Annotated in this window: 19 protein-coding genes and 2 pseudogenes; 11 read left to right on the top strand and 10 right to left on the bottom strand. The window is 73.6% G+C overall.

The genetic code is table 11. The features are described 5' to 3' along the window. Nucleotides 1-246 precede the first annotated feature (246 nt). Together AC07A6_RS10130 and AC07A6_RS10125 are read right to left on the bottom strand one after the other, a co-directional pair. On the bottom strand, nucleotides 247-930 hold the full coding sequence (locus tag AC07A6_RS10130; protein ID WP_362467499.1) for a helix-turn-helix transcriptional regulator: 684 nt from the start codon (nucleotides 928-930) through the stop codon (nucleotides 247-249). A 177-nt stretch (nucleotides 931-1,107) separates the two neighbouring features. Further along, nucleotides 1,108-2,565, bottom strand: coding sequence for an FAD-dependent oxidoreductase (locus AC07A6_RS10125; protein ID WP_478776769.1), 1,458 nt, complete (start codon nucleotides 2,563-2,565; stop codon nucleotides 1,108-1,110). Between the two features lie 388 nt (nucleotides 2,566-2,953). On the opposite strand from AC07A6_RS10125, the gene AC07A6_RS10120 reads away from it, so the two are divergent. From AC07A6_RS10120 to AC07A6_RS10105, 4 genes and pseudogenes are all read left to right on the top strand, one after another. Then, complete coding sequence (locus AC07A6_RS10120) at nucleotides 2,954-3,562, top strand: HhH-GDP family DNA glycosylase (RefSeq protein ID WP_478776768.1); 609 nt, start codon at nucleotides 2,954-2,956, stop codon at nucleotides 3,560-3,562. A gap of 50 nt (nucleotides 3,563-3,612) precedes the next feature. Next, complete coding sequence (locus tag AC07A6_RS10115; protein WP_478776767.1) at nucleotides 3,613-3,858, top strand: barstar family protein; 246 nt, start codon at nucleotides 3,613-3,615, stop codon at nucleotides 3,856-3,858. A gap of 59 nt (nucleotides 3,859-3,917) precedes the next feature. Continuing rightward, nucleotides 3,918-4,331: pseudogene (locus tag AC07A6_RS10110) on the top strand (DUF4259 domain-containing protein); the annotation flags it as partial. Next, nucleotides 4,332-4,964 carry an SMI1/KNR4 family protein gene (locus AC07A6_RS10105; RefSeq protein ID WP_478776786.1) on the top strand — a complete coding sequence of 211 codons (633 nt, stop codon included), beginning with the start codon at nucleotides 4,332-4,334 and terminating at the stop codon, nucleotides 4,962-4,964. On the opposite strand, the gene AC07A6_RS10100 is transcribed toward AC07A6_RS10105, so the two are convergent. Then, entirely contained in the window at nucleotides 4,961-5,380 is a 420-nt protein-coding gene (locus AC07A6_RS10100) for a MerR family transcriptional regulator (RefSeq protein WP_386272270.1), read from the bottom strand. The two genes, AC07A6_RS10105 and AC07A6_RS10100, sit on opposite strands and share 4 nt — an antisense overlap. Nucleotides 5,381-5,482: 102 nt before the next feature. Between AC07A6_RS10100 and AC07A6_RS10095 the strand changes: the two genes are divergently transcribed. The 3 genes from AC07A6_RS10095 (at nucleotide 5,483) to AC07A6_RS10085 (ending at nucleotide 8,059) form a co-directional block, all read left to right on the top strand. Next, a complete protein-coding gene (locus AC07A6_RS10095; RefSeq protein WP_478776766.1) occupies nucleotides 5,483-6,310 on the top strand; it encodes an oxidoreductase in 828 nt (275 codons plus the stop codon). Between the two features lie 86 nt (nucleotides 6,311-6,396). After that, entirely contained in the window at nucleotides 6,397-7,563 is a 1,167-nt protein-coding gene (locus tag AC07A6_RS10090) for a serine hydrolase domain-containing protein (protein ID WP_478776765.1), read from the top strand. Nucleotides 7,564-7,588: 25 nt separating this feature from the next. Then, nucleotides 7,589-8,059 carry an SCO4402 family protein gene (locus AC07A6_RS10085; RefSeq protein ID WP_478776764.1) on the top strand — a complete coding sequence of 157 codons (471 nt, stop codon included), beginning with the start codon at nucleotides 7,589-7,591 and terminating at the stop codon, nucleotides 8,057-8,059. A 64-nt stretch (nucleotides 8,060-8,123) separates the two neighbouring features. Here AC07A6_RS10085 and AC07A6_RS10080 read toward each other — a convergent pair whose 3' ends face one another. The 4 genes from AC07A6_RS10080 to AC07A6_RS10065 all read right to left on the bottom strand — a co-directional run bounded on the left by AC07A6_RS10080 (nucleotide 8,124) and on the right by AC07A6_RS10065 (nucleotide 10,208). Next, on the bottom strand, nucleotides 8,124-8,540 hold the full coding sequence (locus tag AC07A6_RS10080; protein ID WP_478776763.1) for an NUDIX hydrolase: 417 nt from the start codon (nucleotides 8,538-8,540) through the stop codon (nucleotides 8,124-8,126). A 217-nt stretch (nucleotides 8,541-8,757) separates the two neighbouring features. Next, a complete protein-coding gene (locus tag AC07A6_RS10075; protein ID WP_478776762.1) occupies nucleotides 8,758-9,318 on the bottom strand; it encodes a DUF6624 domain-containing protein in 561 nt (186 codons plus the stop codon). Next, nucleotides 9,315-9,608, bottom strand: coding sequence for a hypothetical protein (locus AC07A6_RS10070; protein ID WP_478776761.1), 294 nt, complete (start codon nucleotides 9,606-9,608; stop codon nucleotides 9,315-9,317). The genes AC07A6_RS10075 and AC07A6_RS10070 overlap by 4 nt, the downstream gene beginning before the upstream one ends. 66 nt (nucleotides 9,609-9,674) lie before the next feature. Further along, nucleotides 9,675-10,208 carry a DUF3995 domain-containing protein gene (locus AC07A6_RS10065; RefSeq protein ID WP_478776760.1) on the bottom strand — a complete coding sequence of 178 codons (534 nt, stop codon included), beginning with the start codon at nucleotides 10,206-10,208 and terminating at the stop codon, nucleotides 9,675-9,677. Between the two features lie 435 nt (nucleotides 10,209-10,643). On the opposite strand from AC07A6_RS10065, the gene AC07A6_RS10060 reads away from it, so the two are divergent. Both AC07A6_RS10060 and AC07A6_RS10055 read left to right on the top strand, forming a co-directional pair. Beyond that, nucleotides 10,644-13,727 carry a hypothetical protein gene (locus AC07A6_RS10060; RefSeq protein ID WP_478776759.1) on the top strand — a complete coding sequence of 1,028 codons (3,084 nt, stop codon included), beginning with the start codon at nucleotides 10,644-10,646 and terminating at the stop codon, nucleotides 13,725-13,727. Nucleotides 13,728-13,867: 140 nt separating this feature from the next. Then, nucleotides 13,868-13,993, top strand: a pseudogene (locus AC07A6_RS10055) (IS5/IS1182 family transposase); the annotation flags it as partial. 338 nt (nucleotides 13,994-14,331) lie between these two features. Here AC07A6_RS10055 and AC07A6_RS10050 read toward each other — a convergent pair. From AC07A6_RS10050 to AC07A6_RS10040, 3 genes are all read right to left on the bottom strand, one after another. After that, the gene (locus AC07A6_RS10050) at nucleotides 14,332-15,867 is read right to left on the bottom strand and encodes a S1 RNA-binding domain-containing protein (protein WP_478776758.1); all 1,536 of its coding nucleotides are present in this window, start codon (nucleotides 15,865-15,867) and stop codon (nucleotides 14,332-14,334) included. Beyond that, nucleotides 15,818-16,426, bottom strand: coding sequence for a GNAT family N-acetyltransferase (locus AC07A6_RS10045; RefSeq protein WP_478776757.1), 609 nt, complete (start codon nucleotides 16,424-16,426; stop codon nucleotides 15,818-15,820). The genes AC07A6_RS10050 and AC07A6_RS10045 overlap by 50 nt, the downstream gene beginning before the upstream one ends. A gap of 63 nt (nucleotides 16,427-16,489) precedes the next feature. Then, a complete protein-coding gene (locus AC07A6_RS10040) occupies nucleotides 16,490-18,424 on the bottom strand; it encodes a pentapeptide repeat-containing protein (RefSeq protein WP_478776785.1) in 1,935 nt (644 codons plus the stop codon). A 152-nt stretch (nucleotides 18,425-18,576) separates the two neighbouring features. On the opposite strand from AC07A6_RS10040, the gene AC07A6_RS10035 reads away from it, so the two are divergent. Both AC07A6_RS10035 and AC07A6_RS10030 read left to right on the top strand, forming a co-directional pair. Further along, nucleotides 18,577-18,981 (top strand): hypothetical protein, encoded by a 405-nt coding sequence (locus tag AC07A6_RS10035; protein ID WP_478776756.1) that lies wholly within the window; start codon nucleotides 18,577-18,579, stop codon nucleotides 18,979-18,981. After that, entirely contained in the window at nucleotides 18,978-19,637 is a 660-nt protein-coding gene (locus AC07A6_RS10030; protein ID WP_386274154.1) for a nucleotidyl transferase AbiEii/AbiGii toxin family protein, read from the top strand. Before AC07A6_RS10035 ends, AC07A6_RS10030 begins: the two co-directional genes overlap by 4 nt. Nucleotides 19,638-19,791: the final 154 nt, after the last annotated feature.

Here is a 19,791-nt window from a genome sequence, read left to right as displayed (position 1 = left end):
GGGAGCCCGCGCGGGGGCAGGCCCGGGAGCCGGCGCGGGGGCCGGCGCGTGCACGTGCTGTAAGCCGGTGTGCTCGGCCACGTTCCCGTTCCTCTGTTCCACGAGGTCGCCGACGGACTGCCGAACTTCCCACTGCTCGAACACGCTTCTCCCCAATGCCCTTGTCCGCGTGAGGCGGGCGTTCGCGCCCAGGCGGATTCCACACGGCCGGTCTGCCCGGCCGCCGCACCCGGTCGGCGGCACGCCTCAGCGCGTGCCGCCGGCCGGATCCTGCTCGCCCTCGGCCGCGCGCTCGTCCATGTAGTTGTCGAGCCACTCCAGCAGCCTGGTGCGCCCCTGATCGGGCAGCAGGGCGGCGCGCAGGGCGATGCCGTCGACGCCGTGCCGCTCGTAGAGACTCGGCCGCCGGGCGCCGGCCGGGGCCGCCGCGAGCGCGCCGCGCTCGCTGTGCTCCTGGTACTCCTGCAGCAGCGTCTTCTCGACGACGGCCAGTGCGCAGCTCAGGGCCTCGGTGTCCTCCGACTGGAGGAAGCCGGCCGGGCGCCCGAAGAAGCGTTCCAGGCGCGCGCAGTGGTCCATCGTCGGCCGGCGGTCCCCGCCGAGCATGGCCTGCACCTGCTGCCGGGAGATGCCGCTCTGCCGGGCGATCTCGCCGTGCGAGAACTTCCGGCCGTTCTCCTTGAGGTACGTCTCGTGGAGGAGGTCCAGCCGCTGCCGGAACCTCTTGTGGATGTCCGGCTCGCCCGCCGGACGCCCCTGGAGGAGTGCGCGCACGACGTCGAGGGGTACCCCGGATGCGCGGTGGAGCTCTTCCGGGACCAGCACCTCGTCCCGGGTCCGGCCGAGCTTGGCCCCCAGGTCGACGATCCGCGCCGCGGCCTCGGCCGACTGCGAGGCGGTCGCCGCGGATACGGAGAAGGCTGCTGTCACCGGCTGGTCTCCCGAAGTCGCGCAGGACGGATCACCCACCCCGGTGTGCCGGGGAGGCGGAGCCGCCGCCGGAGCGGCAACTGCCGCCCCGATGCTGCCACAGCCGTGGCAGGTGCACATAGGCCTCCGGGCAGACTGCCACAGCGGTGGCAGCGGTTCGGTGGCGGTACCCGGCCCTCACCCGACCCGGGAGGAAGGATCCTGGCTGGGCGCTGCGGCGGCCTCGCGTTCGGCGGCGGTCAGCGGGGGTTCCTGGAGGTGCGGCTTCTTCGGGCCGAAGAGCATGGGGACCAGCACGTCGGGGGAGAACAGCCGCGTCGCGGGCTTCGACAGGCTCATGACGTCCAGCAGGGCGCCGAGCGCCCGGGGGCTGCGGGCGGCCGTCTCGACGGCGCGGTCGACGAACCGGGTGAGGAACCGCTCGACGGCCCTGGGCGGTGTGGCACTGGCACCCGGGTAGCAGGCGTCCTGGCCCACGGCCAGGTCCCACGCGGCGGAGACAGGCCGCGCCGCCGCGCGCTGCACGCGGCGGGCCGTGCCGGGGGCGGTGAGGCCGGAGGAGGCCAGTACGCCCCTGAGGGCGAGGGCGGACTGCGCGGCCACGGTGAGGCCGTGCCCGTAGACGGGGTTGTAGCCGGCGACGGCGTCGCCCAGGACGACGAACCCGTCCGGCCAGTCCTTCATCTTCTCGTAGTAGCGGCGCTGGTTGGCGGTGCTGCGCGTGGTCACGACGCCGCCCAGGGGTTCGGCGTCCCTGACGAGTTCGCCGATGACGGGGTCGCCCAGGCCCAGGGCGAAGCCGGTGAAGGCGTCGGGGTCCTTGGTGGGTTCGCCGCCGCGCGAGCCGGAGAGGGTGACGATCCACCGGCCGTCCTCGACGGGGAGGATGATGCCGCCCTGGCCGGGGGCCTTGGCCGGGTTGGCCTGTACGTTGACCAGCGGGAAGCCCTCGCCGGTCGTTCCGGGAGCCCGGAAGGTGCGGGTGGCGTAGGCGACTCCCGCGTCGACCTGCCGCTCGGTGACGGCGGGCAGGCCCAGGGCCCGGAGCCAGGCCGGGGCCCGTGACCCGCGCCCGGAGGCGTCGACGACCAGGTCGGCGGTCAGGGTCCGCGTCCCGGTGCCGATCCGGGCGGTGACACCCGTGACGCGGCCCGGTCCGCCTTCGAGGCGCTCGACGGCGGAGTCCTCGTGGACGGTGATGCGGCTGTCGCCCAGGACGCGCTGGCCCAGTACGCGCTCGCGCAGGACGTGGTCGAGGAGGTTGCGCGAGCACACGAGGATCCGGTGGGGGGTGCCGCTGCCGCCGCCGCTGCCGAAGCGGCGGAACCAGACCTCGTTCGGGGCCCGGGAGACCATGTCACCCATGATGGGGACCAGCCGGCCGCCCTGGGCGACGACGCCGTCGACGAAGCCGGGGAGGAGTTCCTCGAAGGCCCGTACGCCGCCGCTCCAGACGAGGTGCGCGTGGCGGGCCTGCGGGACCCCCTTGCGGTCCTCGGGGCCGGCGGGCAGCGTGTCGCGCTCGATGAGGGTGACGTCGGCGAACTCGGCGAGGACGGAGGCGGCGAAGAGACCGGCGGCACTGCCGCCGATCACGAGGGCGGTGGGCCGACCTGAGTTGGCTGTGTGTGACATGTGATGCTTTCTGTCGTGGCCGCCTGCCGGCGGATCCTCGCGGCGGTCCGGGTGCGGTGGAGCGCGCGCGAGAGCTCGTGGGTGTGGCCGGTGACGTCCGTGATGCCGGTGATGTGTTGGTGGTAGCGGTGGTGGCTGTGGTGCCGGCCGGGCCGGGGCTGCCGCCCGGCGGGGACGGGACCCCGTCCGGCACGGCATCGACGCGGGCGGGCCCGGTCGTCGATGGACTCCTCGGGCGCGGCAGCGCCGAGCGCTCCCCCAGCGCCCGGGAACGGATGCTGCTGCGATCACCGAGTTACGTGTAGTCACCATACGTGCTGTGGCCACCTTTTGGGTCGGCAAGGGCGTTCGGCTGACGAGCCCAGGGGCAGGGCGTCACCATGGCTCCATGACCGCCCCCAGCCCTGCCCAGCGGCTCGCCGACCACGTTCAGCACCTCCTCGGCGAAGGGCCGTTCCCGCGGCCCGGCGGATGGACGCACATGGGTGCCGTCATCTGCGACGTCAGCTTCCAGCCCCGCTGCAACTACGAGACGACCCTGCGGCCGCGGCTCCTCCGGCTCCAGGCGGACTGGCCGGACGCGAGCACGGTCCGCGGGTTCCGGAGCCGTCTGGCCACGGAGGACCTCGCCGTCGCCATGAGGTTCAACCACGCCCGGAAGGTCGCGACGGCCCGCGCCCTCACCGACCTCCTGGCTGACCACGGGGTCGACACCCGCGAAGACCTCCGCACCTGGCTCGGCCACCAGGCCAACCGCGCCGCCCTGCGCACGGTGAAGGGGGTGGGGCCGAAGAGCGTCGACTACATCGGCAACCTCGTCGGCCGCTCGCAGGTCGCCGTCGACGTCCATCTGCGCGCCTTCGCCGCGGACGCCGGTGTCGCGGGCCTCCCCTACGAGCGGCTGCGCGCGGTGTACGAGGAAGCCGCCGCACTCCTCGGGCACGACGAGGCCGGACTGGAGCACGCCGTGTGGCGGCACGGGGCGGGAGCGGCCTGACCGACGCCCCGGACCCGGCGCCGCCCACCCCGGCCGTACGAGGATCGGCCATGGACACCACCACCGCCGCCCCCGCCCCCACCCTCACGGAGCGCCGGTCGCCCTGGGTCGTCTTCACGCGCCGCGACGACCCCTGGGTCACGGACGGGACGGCCGCACTCCGGGAACGGGGCGGCCGGGTCTTCCGGCTGGACGGCCGCGAGATGCGGGAACCGGCCCCGCTGTTCGCCGCCTTCGCCCAGGCCCTGTCCTTCCCCGGCTACTTCGGCCGGAACTGGCCCGCCCCCGCACCCTGACGCGCCCGTTGTCAGTGCCGGCTGGCACCATCCCTGAGCACCCCATCTCAAGGAGCACCATGGGTACCTGGGACGTCGGCCCCTTCGACAACGACACCGCCGCGGACTTCTGCGGCGACCTCGACGAGGCCGCCGAGGCGGAGCGGTCCGGCCTCGTACGGGACGCGCTCGTCCGCGTCCTCGACGCCGAGGACCCCCTCGACCAGCGCCCGGCCGTCGAAGCGGTGGCGGCAGCGGCGCTCGTCGCCGCACAGTGCCCCGGAGGGCGGCCCGTCACCAGCGCGTACGGACCGGACCTGCCCGTCCCCGAGCTCCCGGCAGACCTGCGGGACCTCGCCGTACGCGCCCTGGACCGCGTCGCGGCCGAGCCTTCCGAGCTGCGCGGACTCTGGGCCGACACCGACAGGTACCCGGACTGGCTCCGCAGCCTGGACCTCCTGCTCAGGGTCCTGACCTTCCCCGCCCCGCAGCCGGTGGCCCGTTCCTGGGCCCGGATCGATGCCTGGACGCGCCGGCACGCCCCGGCCTCGTACGCCCTGCTCGCGCCACCGGCCGACCCCTTCGAGGTCGAGGCCGCGCAGGAGGCGATGGGGGTCCGCTTCCCCGCCGACCTCCTGGAATCACTGGCCTGCCACGACGGGATCACCGCATGGACGAACCTGCTCCCCGTCCAGCCGCCGATGTCCGTCGCGGGGATGGTCGCCCACTGGCGGATGTGCGTCGAGATCGCCGGTGACGACCCCGACCTGACGGAGCCCCACGGCGACGGCGAGGGGGACGAACCCTGGTGGCACCCGCAGTGGATCCCCTGGGCGCAGAGCGACGGCGACTCCCAGGTCATCGACATGCGCGAGGGGCCCGGCCGGGGCCGCCTGGGCAGTGCGGGACACGACGGCACCGGCGACTTCGGCGACGGCTGGCCCTCCCTGGCCGTGTACCTGACCGCGGTCGCCGACGCGCTCGACCACGGCGGAGAAGCGGACGGCATGGCTCCCTACCTCACCCCGCAGGGGGAGCTGTGGTGGGACTTCCCGGGCGAGACCGAGCTGAACGGCGACCCGCTCACCCCCGCCCCTCCGGCGGACGGCGCTCCCGGCCCGCGCTAGGCCGTCCCGGGCTCCGGGCGGGACGACGGGTTCCAGAGGCGGTCGGCCTCGCCGCGGGCGATGTGCTCCTCGTAGATCCGCACCTTGTACCGCATCACGTCCAGGGTCTCGCGCAACTCCTGGATCTGCGCCTCCACCTGGCGCTCGTGCCGGCGCAGCAGTTCCAGCCGCTCGTGTTCGTTGCCCGGGCCCTGCCGGGCCAGTTCGACGTACTGCCGGATCACCGGCAACGGCATGCCGGAGGAGCGGAGCTTGGTGCAGACCGCCAGCCACTCCACGTCCTCCTCGTGGTAGACGCGGCGGCCGTTGGACAGGCGGCGCACCGGGTTGGCGAACAGGCCCTCCCGCTCGTAGAAGCGGAGCGCGTGCACGCTCAGCCCGCTGCGCCGCGCCACCTCACCGATGCTCAAGTCCACGAGTGACCCCCGTCACAAAGCTGTTGATCTAGACCCGACTCTAGCTCCTAGCCTCGGAGCACCAGCCAGTCAGCACGTCGGACGATCGGATTGCGGGAGAACATGGGCGTTTGGTTTGTCACCGGGGCATCGCGCGGGCTCGGCGCGGAGATCACCCGTGAGGCGCTGCGCCGGGGGCACAGCGTGATCGCCACGGCGAGGGACGCGTCGGCGCTGCTCAAGGCGTTCCCGGAGGAGCCGGACGGGCTGCTGGCGGTGAACGCGGACGTGACCGAGCCGGAGCAGCTGGCGGCCGCGGTGGAGGCCGGTCTCGCACAGTTCGGCCGGATCGACGTCGTGGTCAACAACGCCGGCTACGGACTCGTGGGCGCGATCGAGGAGACCTCCGACCGGGCCGCCCGGGACCTCTTCGACGTCAACGTGTTCGGCGTCCTCAACACGCTGCGGGCGACCCTGCCGACGCTGCGCGCCCAGCGGTCGGGACACGTCGTGAACATCGGCTCCGTGGGCGGCTTCGCCACCGCGCCGGCGGTCGGCCTGTACGGCGCGTCGAAGTTCGCCCTGGAGGGCATCACCGAGGCGCTGCACGGGGAGCTCTCCCCGCTCGGCATCCGCGTCACGATCATCGAGCCGGGCGGCTTCCGCACCGACTTCCTCAGCGGCTCCAGCCTCCGCGTCGAGCCGGCGGCCATCGCCGACTACGCCGTCGGCGCGGGGCCGGTGCGCGAGGCGCTGGCCGCGAACGACGGGCTCCAGCCGGGCGACCCGGTCAAGGGGGCCAAGGCCGTCGTCGACGTCACCGAGGCCGCCGAGCCGCCGCTGCGCCTCCAGCTGGGCGCGGACGCGGTCGAGCGCGTCGAGGCGAAGCTGGACCTGGTACGGCGTGAGCTCGACCAGTGGCGCGGCACCTCCCTCTCCACCGCCGTCTGAGGGGTCGCCCGCGCGGGGAATAGGAACCGTGGGGCGGCGGGTTGCCCGGACTGCAAGATCGACATGCGGTTCGGGAGGGGTTGGGCATGGCAGTCCAGGGCACGGCGGTCCAGGGCACGGCAGTCCAGGGCACGGTGGCCGCCGGTTTCGAAGGGGTGCGGGCGGAGTTCGCCGCCTTCCTCGCGGGCGAGGAGCACGCGCCCGGCGCGCAGCTGGTGGTCCACCGGGGCGGCGAGCGGGTGGTCGACCTGTGGTCGGAGGGGGTGGGCGCCGAGTCCCTGCTCGGCGTGTTCTCGTCCACCAAGGGCGCGGCGTACCTGGTGACGGCGCTGCTGGTGCAGGACGGCCTGCTGGACCTGGACCGGACCGTCGCCTCGTACTGGCCGGACTTCGCCGCGGAGGGCAAGGGCGGGGTCACGCTGCGCGAGTTGCTGGCCCACCGGGCCGGGGTGATCGGGCTGGACGCCGGGTTCACGATGGCGGAACTGGCCGACGACCGGGCGATCGCGGCCCGTCTGGCGGGGCAGCGCCCGTTCTGGCAGCCGGGTCGGTTCTTCGGCTACCACGCCGTCGTGATCGGCGCCCTGGTCGGCGAGGTGGTGTTCCGGGCCACCGGGCGGACGCTGCAGGCCTGGTTCGAGGAGCGGGTCCGGGCCCCGTACGGGCTGGACCTGTGGCTGGGGCTGCCGGAGTCCGAGGAGCCGCGCTTCCTCAGCACGCTGCCGATGCTGCCGACGCCGGAGCAGGCGGCGGAGATCGAGGCGGCCGCCGCGAGCCCGTACGGCCTGGGCGGGATCGCCTTCAACGAGCACGCCCCCGGCAACGTCGACCTGTACGACTTCCCCAACTCGCGTGCCGTGCGGGCCGGGGGCCAGGCGTCGGCGGGCGGGATCGGCTCGGCTCGCGGCCTGGCGGGCATGTATGCGGCCGCCGCCTTCGGTCTGGACGGGCGGGGGCCCCTGCTGAAGCCGGACACGGCCGCCGAGTTCGCCCGGATCCACTCCGAGGGAAAGGACCTGGTCAGCGGCACGGCCAAGGCGTTCGGTCTCGGCTTCCAGAGCTACGGCCCCAACTTCCCCGTGCTCGGCGCGGGCGCCTTCGGCCACAGCGGCGCCGCCGGTTCCCTCGCCCTGGCCGACCCCCGGCAGGGCTTCGCGTACGGCTACACCCGCCGCCGGTACGCCTTCCCGGGCGGCGCTGCCCCGGAGAACGGGCGCCTGCTGCGGTCGGTGGTCCGGGCCCTCGCCGCCTGAGGGGGCGGGTACGTACGCTTGGCCCGTGACCGACCACGGCATCGCCCTGCCCGCCTACCGCCTCCATGTCGTACCGGCGGTGGTGGCGCTGGCCAGCCCGACGTGGCAGCGGGAGGTGTGGCTCGACCCGGATCGGTTCGAGGACCTCGGCTACACCGTGCGCGTGCTCTTCGACGACTTCTGCGACGCGGACGACCCTCTGCCCTGGCTGGGGCAGAGCCTCCGCAGCGAGGAGGAGGCCGAGCTGATGGCGCGTCTCGGTGCCGCCTACGGGGCGGTACAGGACGCTGTCGGCGCCGAGGCCCGTGACGAGGTCTACCTGGACTCCCCCGGCTGGTCCGCCGTGGTCGCCGCGGCGGCCCGGCTGGCCCAGGTGCTGGTGGCGAACGACCAGTTGGCGTCGGTCAGGGCGCACGACGCCGTCCGTGCCGGGGCCGGGGCGGGCGGGGCCGAGCCGGCCGGGGCAGGCGCGGACGACCGGCACGCCGGCTCCTGAGCCGGGCCGCCACGACGACGCTCCCGGCGGCCCTGCGCGAACGGCTGCGCCCGGGCCGCCCGCGTCACCTCACCCCGGGCATGCGCAGGGCGTCGGCCGCCGCGGGCGACAGCATGGAGTCCCGCAGCTCCGCCACGGGGATCCAGCGCGCCGCGTCGGTCGAACCGTCGACCTCGGCCACCGTCGGCGCCCCCGCGTCGAGTTCGACGGCGTAGAACAGCGCGGTGAGGCTCCAGCTCACGCCCCGCCGCCGGACCGCGTACGTCCGCGCGTCGAGCAGCCGGGCGGCGGCGAGTCCGAGTCCCGTCTCCTCCCGCAGCTCACGGGCCAGGGCTTCCACGGGCTGCTCGCCCGGATCGATGCCGCCGCCCGGCAGGTGCCACAGTCCCGGGGCGAATACCGGCGACTCGTCCGACAGCCGGGCCAGGAGCAGCCGGTCATCCTCCACCGCGATGGCGTACACCGAAACGCGCGTCCGCACGCGGTCCTCCACGGCCACAGCCCCCACCCCTCCCACGTCGACGGCGTCCTCCCTAGGCGAGAACTCTAACCCCGGCCAAGATCGGCCCCCTGACGGGCGTGGCGGTCGGACTACCACTGGACCGGGCGGCCTGCGGTGTCGGTGAAGTAGAACGCCGCGTAGCTGGTGGCGTTCGCGACGGTCTTGACGTACTGCTCGGGCGGCAGCCAGGTGCCGGTCATGCGGGGGTCTCCTTCTCCGTGGGGGCGTACGCCGCGCGCAGGCGCCGGGCGTACGCGGCCGCCGGCTCCAGACCCATCGCCGCGCGGCGCTCGTCGAGGCGTTCCGGGTCCTGGACGGGGTGGGGGCGGAGGCCGTCGGCGTCCGTGCCGGTGTACTGCGTTCCGTAGAGCTGGGGGCGGCCGGAGTTCACGCGCACCCGGTCGGTGAGGTACGCGAGGTGCGGGGGCGGGGCGTCGGCGGCGCGGACGGCGGCCTCCAGGAGCTCCAGGGCCTCGCGCTGGAAGCCGGGGTCGCGGTCGGCGTGCGGCACGAGCAGCCATGCGGCTTCGGCGCCCTCCTCCCCCACCAGCGCGAAACCGGGCCGGCCGTGCTCGGCGACGACGCCCGTCAGCCATGCGGTGTTCTCCGCGTCGATGCGGTCGAGGTGGACGCCATGGCCCGGCTCGTCGTCCGCGAGCAGCCGCCGGCGGGCCGCCTGGTCGGAGGCGGCGCGTCGGCGCAGCTCGGCCGCGATGGCCGGGCGGGCCGGGTGGGCCGGCCGCTCGTTCGGGTTCATGCGGTGACCTCCACGATCAGCGTCCCGATCGTCTCGCGGTCGGGGTGGAGTGCCGGTCCGTGCGGGCGGCGCCACGCTACAGGGGCGCCGTCGGCCGTGGACGCGGAAGACGGAAAGTGCCCTTCCCGCGGGCGCGCTGCGGGTGCGCGGTCGGGGCGCAGGAGCTGTGGTGGGGTGTCCAGGCCCTGGTGGACGGGGGCCTGCGCCGGGACACGGAGTGCGGCTGCCCGGTCGGCGGTGTCCGGGATGGCCGTGCTGAGCGGGGTATCGGCGGGAGGCTGCTCGGGCATCGGCGCCGTTGCCGATCGGCCGCCACTGTCCTGAGCCGGACGTCCGGACGCCCGGGCCGCGCGAGGTCAGCGGGACAGGACGCCATGTTCCTCGCCCGCGCGCAGCCGCGTCCAGGCGGCCCGGCCGAGCATCAGCCCCCACAGGACGAACAACCCGTACCAGAACAGGCCCCAGGCGGCCTGCGGGTGGGCGTCCTTGGCGGCGAAGGCGGGGGCGGAGACGACCCGGCCGGCGGCGAGCAGGCCCTGCATCGCGAAGTAGGTGAAGCCCCACAGGGTCATGCCGGCCGAGGCGGTGAGGGACAGGGCGCAGAGCGTACGGCGCGGCAGCCGGCGGCCCCAGGGCCGGACCAGGGCGAGTGCGACGACGGCGCCCGCCACGGCGACGGCGCCCATGACCCAGTACCCGATGGCGGCTTCCCAGGTGCCGTGCGGCGCGGAGGCGAAGTCCCCGGGGAACGTCGCGCCGACTCCCGCGCCCCACCAGAAGTGCGGAGCCGCGTACGCGAGCGCCGCACCCGCCGCCACGTAGCCCGCCCAGGCCTGGCGTCCCGCCGCCTTGGCCGTCCTGGCCGTCGTAGCCGTCGTAGCCGTCGTCATGTCTTCCCCCGAGGTCCGGTTCTGGTTTCCCGTCCGGCACGCCCACCGCGTCCCGTCCGGGAAAACTCTGCCCGTCCGGCACCCGTGGGCACGTCGGCCGCCGGGACCGACCCGCCTCCCCCGCACGGGGGAGACCCCACGGTCCGATCAGAGCCTGCGGTCTCGTACCCGATCGTCTTCCCCGGCCCGGTGAGCGGCCGGTGACGCGGCGTCCGCCCGTGAGGCGCCGCGGGCCTCGCCGGGTGCGGGCGCTGCGGGCGTTCCGTTGAGCCGGGCGCTGGTTTTGGCCAAGTTCCTTTAAGTATGACGATGTTGTTAACGGGCTGTGTAGTTTCGAGCGGTCCGGGAGGCGCCGTTTCACCTAGGGGTCAGGTGCGCGCAGTCCTGGCTGCCATGCCGGCATCTCCCTCATCCTTTTCGCAGACGGGAATCGTGATGACCACCCCGAGCACCGGAACCCCTGCCACCACACCAGCGACGGCACCGACGACGACCCCGGCGAGTACGTCGCCCGGGTTCGAGGTCGACAAGGCGATGCTCGACGGCGCGACGCCCAAGGACCTGCTTCCGACCACCGGCAACTACCCGGTGGAGATCGTCCGGTACCGCTCGGTGGTGCTCACCGACATCCCCGGTGCGAAGCCGGCACGCAAGCTGACCGGCGCCATCGACCTCGGCGAGGAGAACCTGCCGTTCTACGACCGCCCGGCCGAAGGCATGATCGTCACGACGGAACAGAGCTGGTCGGCCCAGGGCGTCACTCTCGGCCGGCTGCTGCACAGCCTCGCGCTCGCGCCCGGCGAGAGCACCAAGGTCGCGGTCGTCGACTGGCAGCGCAGCACCAAGGCCACCGGCACCGAGACGACCGCGGAGAACGACACGCTGTCCGGCACCAGCGACCAGAACCGGTCGATCAGCGAGGTCGCGAACGCGATCGCCCGCGAGGAGCAGTACGGCACGTCCCGGGGTTCCCAGGCGAGCAGATCGTCCAGCTCCGGCGGCAGCGCCGGAGTCGCGCTCTTCGGACTCGGCGCCGGCGGCAACTGGAGCGAGTCGTCGAACTCGGGCTTCACGACCGCGGTGTCGCGCTCGACCGGCGTGAAGTCGGTCGCGGCCGAGGCGACGCAGCGCATCAGCGAGCGGACCCAGCAGGTGGCGACCGCGGCCCGCAGCCGGAACATGACGGTCGTGCGCGAGACGGCGCAGTCGGAGAAGGACCAGGTCGTCACCCGGGTCGTCACCAACTACAACCACATGCACGCGATGTCGGTGCAGTACTACGAGGTCGTCCAGGTCTACAACGTGACGACCAAGCCGACCAAGTTGGAACGCTGTCTGTTCATCCCGTTGCAGGAGCTCACCTTCAACTACACCAGCCTGCAACGGTACAAAGAGGTGCTCGCGTCGGTGGCGCCGGCCGACTGGGCGGCGAAGATACGGGCCGCCAACCCGTTCGACACCACCGTGCGCAAGCTCGACGCCTGCACGGCGCCGGAGACACCGACGGGCGCCATCTTCGACGGGGTGGAGCTGGCCGACATCGCCGCCTCGGCCATGGGTGTGTACGGGGTGCGCAGGTTCGACGGCACCCCGGTCCGGTTCGATCCGGTGGCCCGGCAGTGGAACCCGCTGCCCACCACCGGACTGGACGGTGAGCTGATCCGCATCGCACCGGGCAAGAACGTCGTGTGGGCGCTCAGGGCCGACAACCTGCTCGTGCAGTTCGACGGGACGGCCTGGCGGCGCGACCCGCAGGGTTGGGCGGGGCGGAACCTCGCATGCGGCACCGACGGCTCGCTCTACCTCATCGGTATGAGCGGTGCGATCCACCACCGCTCCCCGAACAGCGCATGGCAGGACACGAGCATCCTGGCTGACGACGTCGCCGTCGTCGGCAAGGACAAGGTGTGGTACTGCCGGGACGGGCGGACCTGGGAGCGCAGCGGGACCACCTGGCTGGAGCGGACCCCGGCGCCCAACGTGAAGCGCCTGTCCGCCGGCCCGGACGGCGCACTCTGGGGCATCACCGCCAACGGCAAGGCTCTCGTGGTCGAGGCCGGAGCGACGACCTGGACCCCTCCCAAGAACGAGATCATCGCCGGGCTCTCGTCGGTGACGGACTTCGTCTCATCCACCAGCGGGGACCACTGGGCACTTCTGAACAACGGACTCATCTTCCGGCTCCTCACCGTGGATCGAGAGGCGCCGATAGCCTTCGACGCCCCGCCGAAGGCCGACTCCCCCTACGCGTCCAAGATCGACGTCTGGTATGACGAAGCCGGAATCCGCAGCATCCAGGTGGTCTTCCAGGGCCAGGTCTTCCGCTGCGGCGACACCCGCGGCTCCGGCGTGCAGCAACGTTCGTCCTACACCTTCGGAGGCGCCGACAAGCTGCTCTCCGTCGACGCCTGGTTCGGCACGGCCGCCCGTGGCAGCCTCGCCGGGCTGCGCCTGACGATGGACTCGGGCGTGGCCGGCTTCGGGATCGCCGCGACCACCACCGCCGCGCCCGACATGACCGAGGACGCCGGCGGCGCGGCCATCTGCGGGCTGTTCGGTACGACAGTGAAGTCCGGCAACCGCACCTATGTCGCGTCGCTCGGCTTCCACGTGCGCGGCGGGAACGTACCGCAGGCGGTCCTGGACCACCTGAACGACAACCGCCGCCACTACAGCCAGGCTGTCTGGGCCAACGCCGACGAGCTTACGCTCAGCCGCATCCTCGCCAACTACTCCTACACACCGGCGGGTTCGAACGCCGCGCCGGTTCTGCTCGGCACCCTGCTGGACCCCAAGCCGATCGCCGCCACCGGCAACTACCTCGGTTTCCGCTGGAACTTCGGCAGCGAGCAGGAAAGAGAGGCGTGGACCAAGGCCCGCCAGCCCGGCGACGCCACGTTCGGAACGCCGGTGACCAACACGATCGCCATCGCCACCAAGGGCGTCTTCGCCGAGGCCGTGCTCGGCCGGGCCAACTCGGCCGAGAAGATCGACCTCACCCGTTTCTGGAACTGGAAGGACTCGCCCATCCAGATCACGCCGGCCGACATCGCGCCGGTCGCCACCGGAACACGCGCGAAGGATCTCGACACCACGGTGGCCGCGTTGGGCGCCACCCAGGCGAAGTACTCGTCGCTGTCGGCCATGCCCGACCCGGTCGGCCTGAAGGCGGTGGAGGCCATGACGACCGCGAACCTGTTCCGCGACATGAGCGGTCTCAGCACCATGGGCCAGGTGCTCACCAAGGGCATCGAAGCCGCCGCCGGCAACGACAAGGCCGCCGGCGAACGCGCCCAGGAGGCCCTGAAGACCGCCACCGAGCACCTGCAGAAGATGGCCCAGATCGCCGTCGACGCCGCCGGCAAGGCGGCACCGGCCCTCACCGGCGGCGGCAACCTGAGCGCCCTGGGCGGCATGCTGAACCAGGACACCAAGGCCGGCTCGGACGCCAAGTCGGACGCCAAAGCCGGCTCGGACGCCAAGGCCGGCCCGGACGCCAAGTCGGACGCCAAGGCTTAGGGGCCGTCCAACAGCGGGTCCGCGGCGAGGGCCCGATCACCGCACCGCGCGGGTCCGGGCCGCCACCCGGACCCGCCCCGTGAACCCAACAGCAACACCCATCACGTGGGCATGCCGGAGGTCCACGGCTCGCACATCCTCGAACCGGCGTTGCCTGGCGCGACGTCCCCGCCGACACCGTGGGCTGCTCCGGCGTCACGGCCTGGCGCCGGCTGCGGTACTGGACCGAGGCCGGAGTCTGGCCGCGCCTGCGCAACGCCCTGCTGCAACGTTCACCACCCATAGCGGGCCGGGGCAAGGCCCCTCGGCCGTGACAAGACGCGGCCCGCTCCTACCCCGGCAACCCAGGCCGTCCCGCACTCGGGACACATCACCCGGCCCGACCCGTTCAACTCCGCCAGAACCCGGCGCCGCAACCCACGACCCCGACGCCATGAGCCGGCACGACACGCCGTCGAGCAGAACAGCGCGTCCGGCCGCGCAGCCGGCCTCAACCGGTCACCGCAGCCCCCGCACACCCGCTCTCCGGGCCGCCCGCAACCCTCGGACACCACTACAGGCCAGAGCCCCAGGCCCCTCGAAACCCGGGATATGGATCAGGCACTCAGCGCACCTGGGTCCGCGACAAGGAAATGCGACGGCGCGCGCGGTCGACCTCGATGATCTTCACGGTGAGGGGGTCTCCGACCTCGATGGCGTCTCCGGAGGGTTCGTCCAGCTCGCTGGTGTGCACGAGCCCCTGGAAGCCGTCCTCCCGGTCTTCGATCCGGACGAAGACGCCGAACGGCTCGATCCTGGTGACCGGCCCGGTGACCACCTGGCCGATCCGCTGCGCCATCTGCGGCCACGGGTCCTCCTGCACTGCCCGGAGCGACAGCGGCACCCGTTCCCGGGTCATGTCGACGTCGAGGACCTCGGCCGTGACCTCTTGGCCGACGCTGACGACGTCGGACGGGTGGTCGAACGGGCGCCAGGACAGCTCCGGCATGTTGATCATGGCGGTGAAGCCGCCGATGTCCACGAAGGTGACGCCGAAGTCGGCGATGGCCGTCACCGTGCCGGTGACGACCTGGCCGCGCCGCAGGGTCTTCAGGAACGCCCAGTCCCGGTCGCTCGGCGTCGGCTCGGTCTGCCAGCGGGCGCGCAGGACGCCGTCGCCGTCGGGCAGTACGGCGGTGAACAGCGGGAGGTCTTCACCGGCGTACATGGACACGACACCGGCGGCACGCGCGCCGGCGAGCCGGGCGGTCACCGCCTCGAACTGGGTCTCGTCCACGACCGTGCTCGTGATCTGCCCGTCCTCGTCCTCCCAGACGATCTCCACGAGGCCTTCGTCGGGCAGGGCGGCCACGGCCTCGTCGACGTCGGTGAGCAGGTCCGGCCAGACCGCCAACTGTGCGCGGGGGGCCAGCCGGGAGCGGACGGTCTCGATGCCGTCCCCCGTCAGGCGGTGCCACCGGGAGGCGTTGCCGGCGAAGACCTCCTCCAGGAACACCGCGCGGTGGACACTGACGGTCCGGCGCAGGCGGGCCCAGAAGTCGGCGTCGGCAGGCCGCTGCACGTACGCGGGGTCGTCGGGGGCGAAGTCGTACGGCGAGGCGTCCATGCGTTCCGGGAACAGGCCGAGCGCGCGGGTGCGGGCCAGCGCCGTCTCGCAGGGCAGGCTGCTGCCGATGTAGAGGTACTGGTCCCAGCCGACGTGCACGGCGAACGCTCCCTCCGTCTCCAGCCTGCACCAGACGCCCGTGTCCCGGAGCATGCACCGGACGAGTTCCAGGCCGACGGCGATCGGCACCAGCGCACCGTCGTGGAACCCGGCGGGTCCGGCCGGGAACAGGCCGGCCAGGCCGTGCAGGCCGTGGCCGTCGAGCGGTGGCTCCAGGCCGAAGTGGGCGAAGCCGCCGAGTTGCGGCTCACGGACGGCCAGCCGGTCGACGCCGGTTTCCTCGGCGAAGGCGGCGACGGCCCGCAGGTAGGCGGCCTCGACCGGCCCGTGGTCGCTGGTCGCGGGCTCGGTGCCGGCGTAGTGCCCGTGCCGGTCGCGGTCGGAGGGGTCGTACTTGGTGACCTGGTAGACGTAGGGCAGCAGGTCACTGCCCTCCGGCGGTCGGTGGTCCGGACGCCTTCCGGGGGCGGGCAAGCCTGCCCGTGGTCCCCGCGGCCCCCTTGGCCCCGGCGGCCCCGGCGGCCCCCGGCAGGCGCATCATGAAGACGTCGACCGGGTCCTGGGCCTCCACGACGAATCCGTGGCGCTCGTAGAGCCGACGGGCAGCGCTGCCCTGCAAGACGTTCAGACCCACGGTCATGCCCTGCGCGTCCGTCCCCGCAAGCACCGTGCGCAGCACGGCGGATCCGAGGCCCCGGCCCTGCCAGTGCGGAGCGAGGTAGAAGTGCTCCAGCCACTGTCTGCCTTCGGCGGGCCGGACCGTGACGCAACCTGCCAGTTCACCGCCGGCCATGATGACCGACGTGTACTGCGGGGAGAAGGAGTCCCGCAGCCGCTGCCGTGCCCGGTGCCCGTCGTAGCGCCCGAGGCGTTCCAGGTCCGCGCGCATGACCGTGGCCCGCAACTCCGCGATCACCTCGACGTCCGCCGCCTCCGGGGAACGCAGCACCCATCCCGCGGCCTGCGCCGACATCGTCCGCGCGGACACTGCCGTGCCCGACCGCGCGCCGCCCCCCACCATCCCGGCATCCATGGCCGGAGTATCTCAGGCCGCCGGCCCCGGGCATGATCCACCCCGGCCTGCCCGATCCCGCCGCTACCGCTTCAGCCGGCTCCGGACGGCCAGGACGGCGAGTCCGAGGAGGGCCGGCTCGGTGAGGCGGGACGCCATCTCGGTGTAGGTGCCGGCGGTGGTCAGGTTCTGGCCGGAGGAGCGGAAGAGCACCGAGTTGACGACCACCCGCAGGGACTTCTCGAACCGGTCGGCCGTCAGGCGTGCGCGGTAGGGGCCGTCCGGGTTGGCCGGGCCGGGTACGTCGGTGGTCATCGTGATGCTGCGGCCGGCCACCGTGCCGGTGGTCCTCGGCTTCGGGTCGTTCTGCGGCAGGCCCCACAGCATCATCGCCAGCACGGTGACGGTCATGGCCGCCAGGAGCCAGCCCAGGGCGCGCGAGGCCCGCTGCCCGTAGCCGGACAGCGCCCAGTACGCGGTGAGCAGGCTCCGCTCGGCCCGGGGGATGTCGTCGGCGTGGCGGCGCATCTCCATCTCGCCGTAGTAGAAGTCGGCGGCACCCGGTTCGTGCCTGCCGTCCTCGAAGGCCTTGCGCAGCTGCCGGTACACCGGTGCCAGGGCGGCCGGCTCCTGCACCTCCTCCCCCGCCGGCGCGGGCGTCCAGCCGTCGGCCGCCCGGCCGCGGGAGGCCCGCCAGTGGTGCTCCTCGGCCAGCGTCCGGCGCGGGGTCCAGCGCGCGGGCCGTATCCCGCGGCGGCGCAGGCCGGCGGGGGCGGCGGCGAAGGTGTACTTCCCTTCGAGGCGGAGCTGGTCGAGGTGGACGGTTCCGGCGAGCAGGCAGTCGGTGAGGTCCACGCCGGTCAGCACCAGGTGCGCGGCGTCCACTCCCCGTAACGACATGATCCGCACGCCGGCGTCCGGGCGGCGGCCGGCTCCGTCCGAGAGGAGGGCGGTCTCGGCCAAGGTCCCGGCCGAGGTCTCGGCCAAGGTCCCGGCCGAGGTCCCGGCCGAGGTCCCGGCCAGGAGGCCCCCTCCGTCCGGTTCTCCGCCGTCCACGGCGAACGGGCGGGCCCGGGCGGTGATGCTCAGCGGGCTCTCGACGACCGCGTCGCCGAGGTCCACGGCCGCGTACCGCAGCCGCAGCGCCGCCGTGGAGGTCCACCGCGTCCGCCGGCACCGCACGGCTGCCGCTGCGGCCTCCAGCGTCATGGCAGAACCGAACACCGCCTCGGACAGGTCCAGCGTCCCCGCGCAGACGAGCGGGCCGAGCCGTGCGGCGCCCTCGAACTCCGTCCCCGGGAACGACACCCGGCCACCAACCGTCAGCCCGCGGAGCGTGGTGACGCCGCTGATCCGGGCCCGGTCGAAGTGGCCGTCACCGCCGATGCGGGCCTGGTCGAGGGAGAGGAAGCCGCCGACCTCCATCCCCTTGAAGCTCGCGTCCCGCCCGGTCCTCAGCCCGTCGAAAACGGCACGGCCGCCCACGCGCATCCGTTCGAACGAGGCGCTGCCGCCGGCCTCCGTTCCCTCGAACACGGCACGCCGGCGGACCGTCATCCGGCCGAAGCAGGCGTCCCCGCGGATCCTCACCTGCCGGAAGAGGGCGCGGCCGCCGATCCCGGCCCGGTCGAACGAGACGTCGCCGGCGATCTCGGCCCCGTCGAAGACGGCATCGCCGTCGATCCGCACCAGGTCGAAGCGCACCGCGCCGTGGAACACCGCCTCCTCGAAGCGGGCCCGGCCGATGGCCGGCCCGGGCGTGGAGGGCTCGGTGAGTGCGGTGAGGAGTTCCGCGAGCAGCGCTTCGGTGAAGTGGGTGCCGCGGTGGTCGAGGCCGGCGCCGGGCCGGAGTCCCGCCAGGTGGGCGGCGCGTTCGGCGTCGGGGAGGTGGGCCAGGCATACGGCGTACGGCTCGACCCGCCGGCCCCGGCATCCGGCGCCGTCCGGCAGGGCGTCGGCGCAGTGCGGCCATGACGGTACGTCCGGTGCGGTGCGGGGGCGGTACGGGGCAGCGGTCATGTCCATGAGACGTGGGGTGGCGAGCGGGCGGTTGCGGCGAGCGCGTAACGCGGTCGCCGGGGGTTGAGTGCCGGGGCACGCCGGGCCCACCACTGAGCGGCATGACGCGTCTGCGGTACCGGGGGCGGGCGGGACGCGGGATAATCGGGGGCATGGTCACGCCGTACTCCCCCACCCCCGGCCCGTCGGCGGCCGAGGTGCTGCGCGCCCGGTACGCGGGCAGGCTGCCCGCCGCCCTCGACGAGCTGGCGGGCCCCGGGCACGGCGTGGTCGAGCTGCCCCTGCACGTCGCCTGGTCCGGGCTGCGTTCGTACGACCTGGACCGGCCGCGCCTGCGGATGGGCCTGTACCGCACGGTCCTGGCCGAGGGGCAGCACGAGGACCTGGTCAAGCTCCTCAACCGCGACCTGCTCGCCGCCCAGTGGCCGGTGCTGCGCACGCTGGTCAGCCGGCACGTCCGGCAGGTCTGGGAGGACACCTTCCCCGAGCTGGCCCCGGCATCGGCGTCGGCATCGGCGTCGGCGTCGGCGTCGGCGGCCGGGTCCACGGCGGCGTGAGGCTCAGCGGTCTGCACCGCCGGCTCCTGGACGCGGTGATCGACATCGGCTCGCCGTACCCCCTCGTCCTCGCCGGCGGGTACGCCGTCCAGGCCCACGGCCTGGTCGAACGCGTCAGCCAGGACCTCGACGTCGCCACCGAGAACCCCGCCCCCATGGCCGACATCGCCGCCGGCCTGGAGCACGGCCTGGCCGCCCGCGGCTGGCGCGTGGAGACCATCGCGGTGGACCCGCTCTCCGCCCGCCTCGTGGTCACCGATCCCGACACCGGCGAGCGCTGCGAGGTCGACGTCCTCAAGGAGCACTTCTGGACCCCGCCGGCCCGGACCGAGTACGGGCCCGTCCTCGCCCTCGACTCCGTCATCGGCACGAAGGTCCGGGCGCTGGCCGACCGCGGCACCGCGCGCGACCTCATCGACGTCCACGCCGCCTCCCGGCACCGCACCCGGGGCGAACTGGAACGGCTCGGCGAACGGCACGGCCGCGACGAGTTCCGCCTCGCCGACCTCCGCGACCGGCTCGCGGGCGCGGAATGGACCGACGACGAGGAGTTCGCCGCCTACGGCCTCACCGGGCCCGAGACGGCCGCGCTCCGCGCGTGGGCACTGGACTGGGCCACCGACCTCGACCGGCGCCTCCACGGCGACGACCTCTGAAGGACCGGCTGCTCCGGACCGGCTGCTCCGGACCGGCTGCTCCGGACCGGCGGACACAGGCGGCCCCGCGCCGGATCGCACAGTCGGCGCCTGAAAGCGCCGGGGCCAGGTACGGCTCCCGCTGAGCCGGACCCTGGCGTTCCCTTTCAGTCCC

Source organism: Streptomyces sp. NPDC044002 (assembly GCF_056434525.1).
Note: the sequence above shows the minus strand (reverse complement) of the source record. Positions and strands in the feature narration are given on the sequence as shown.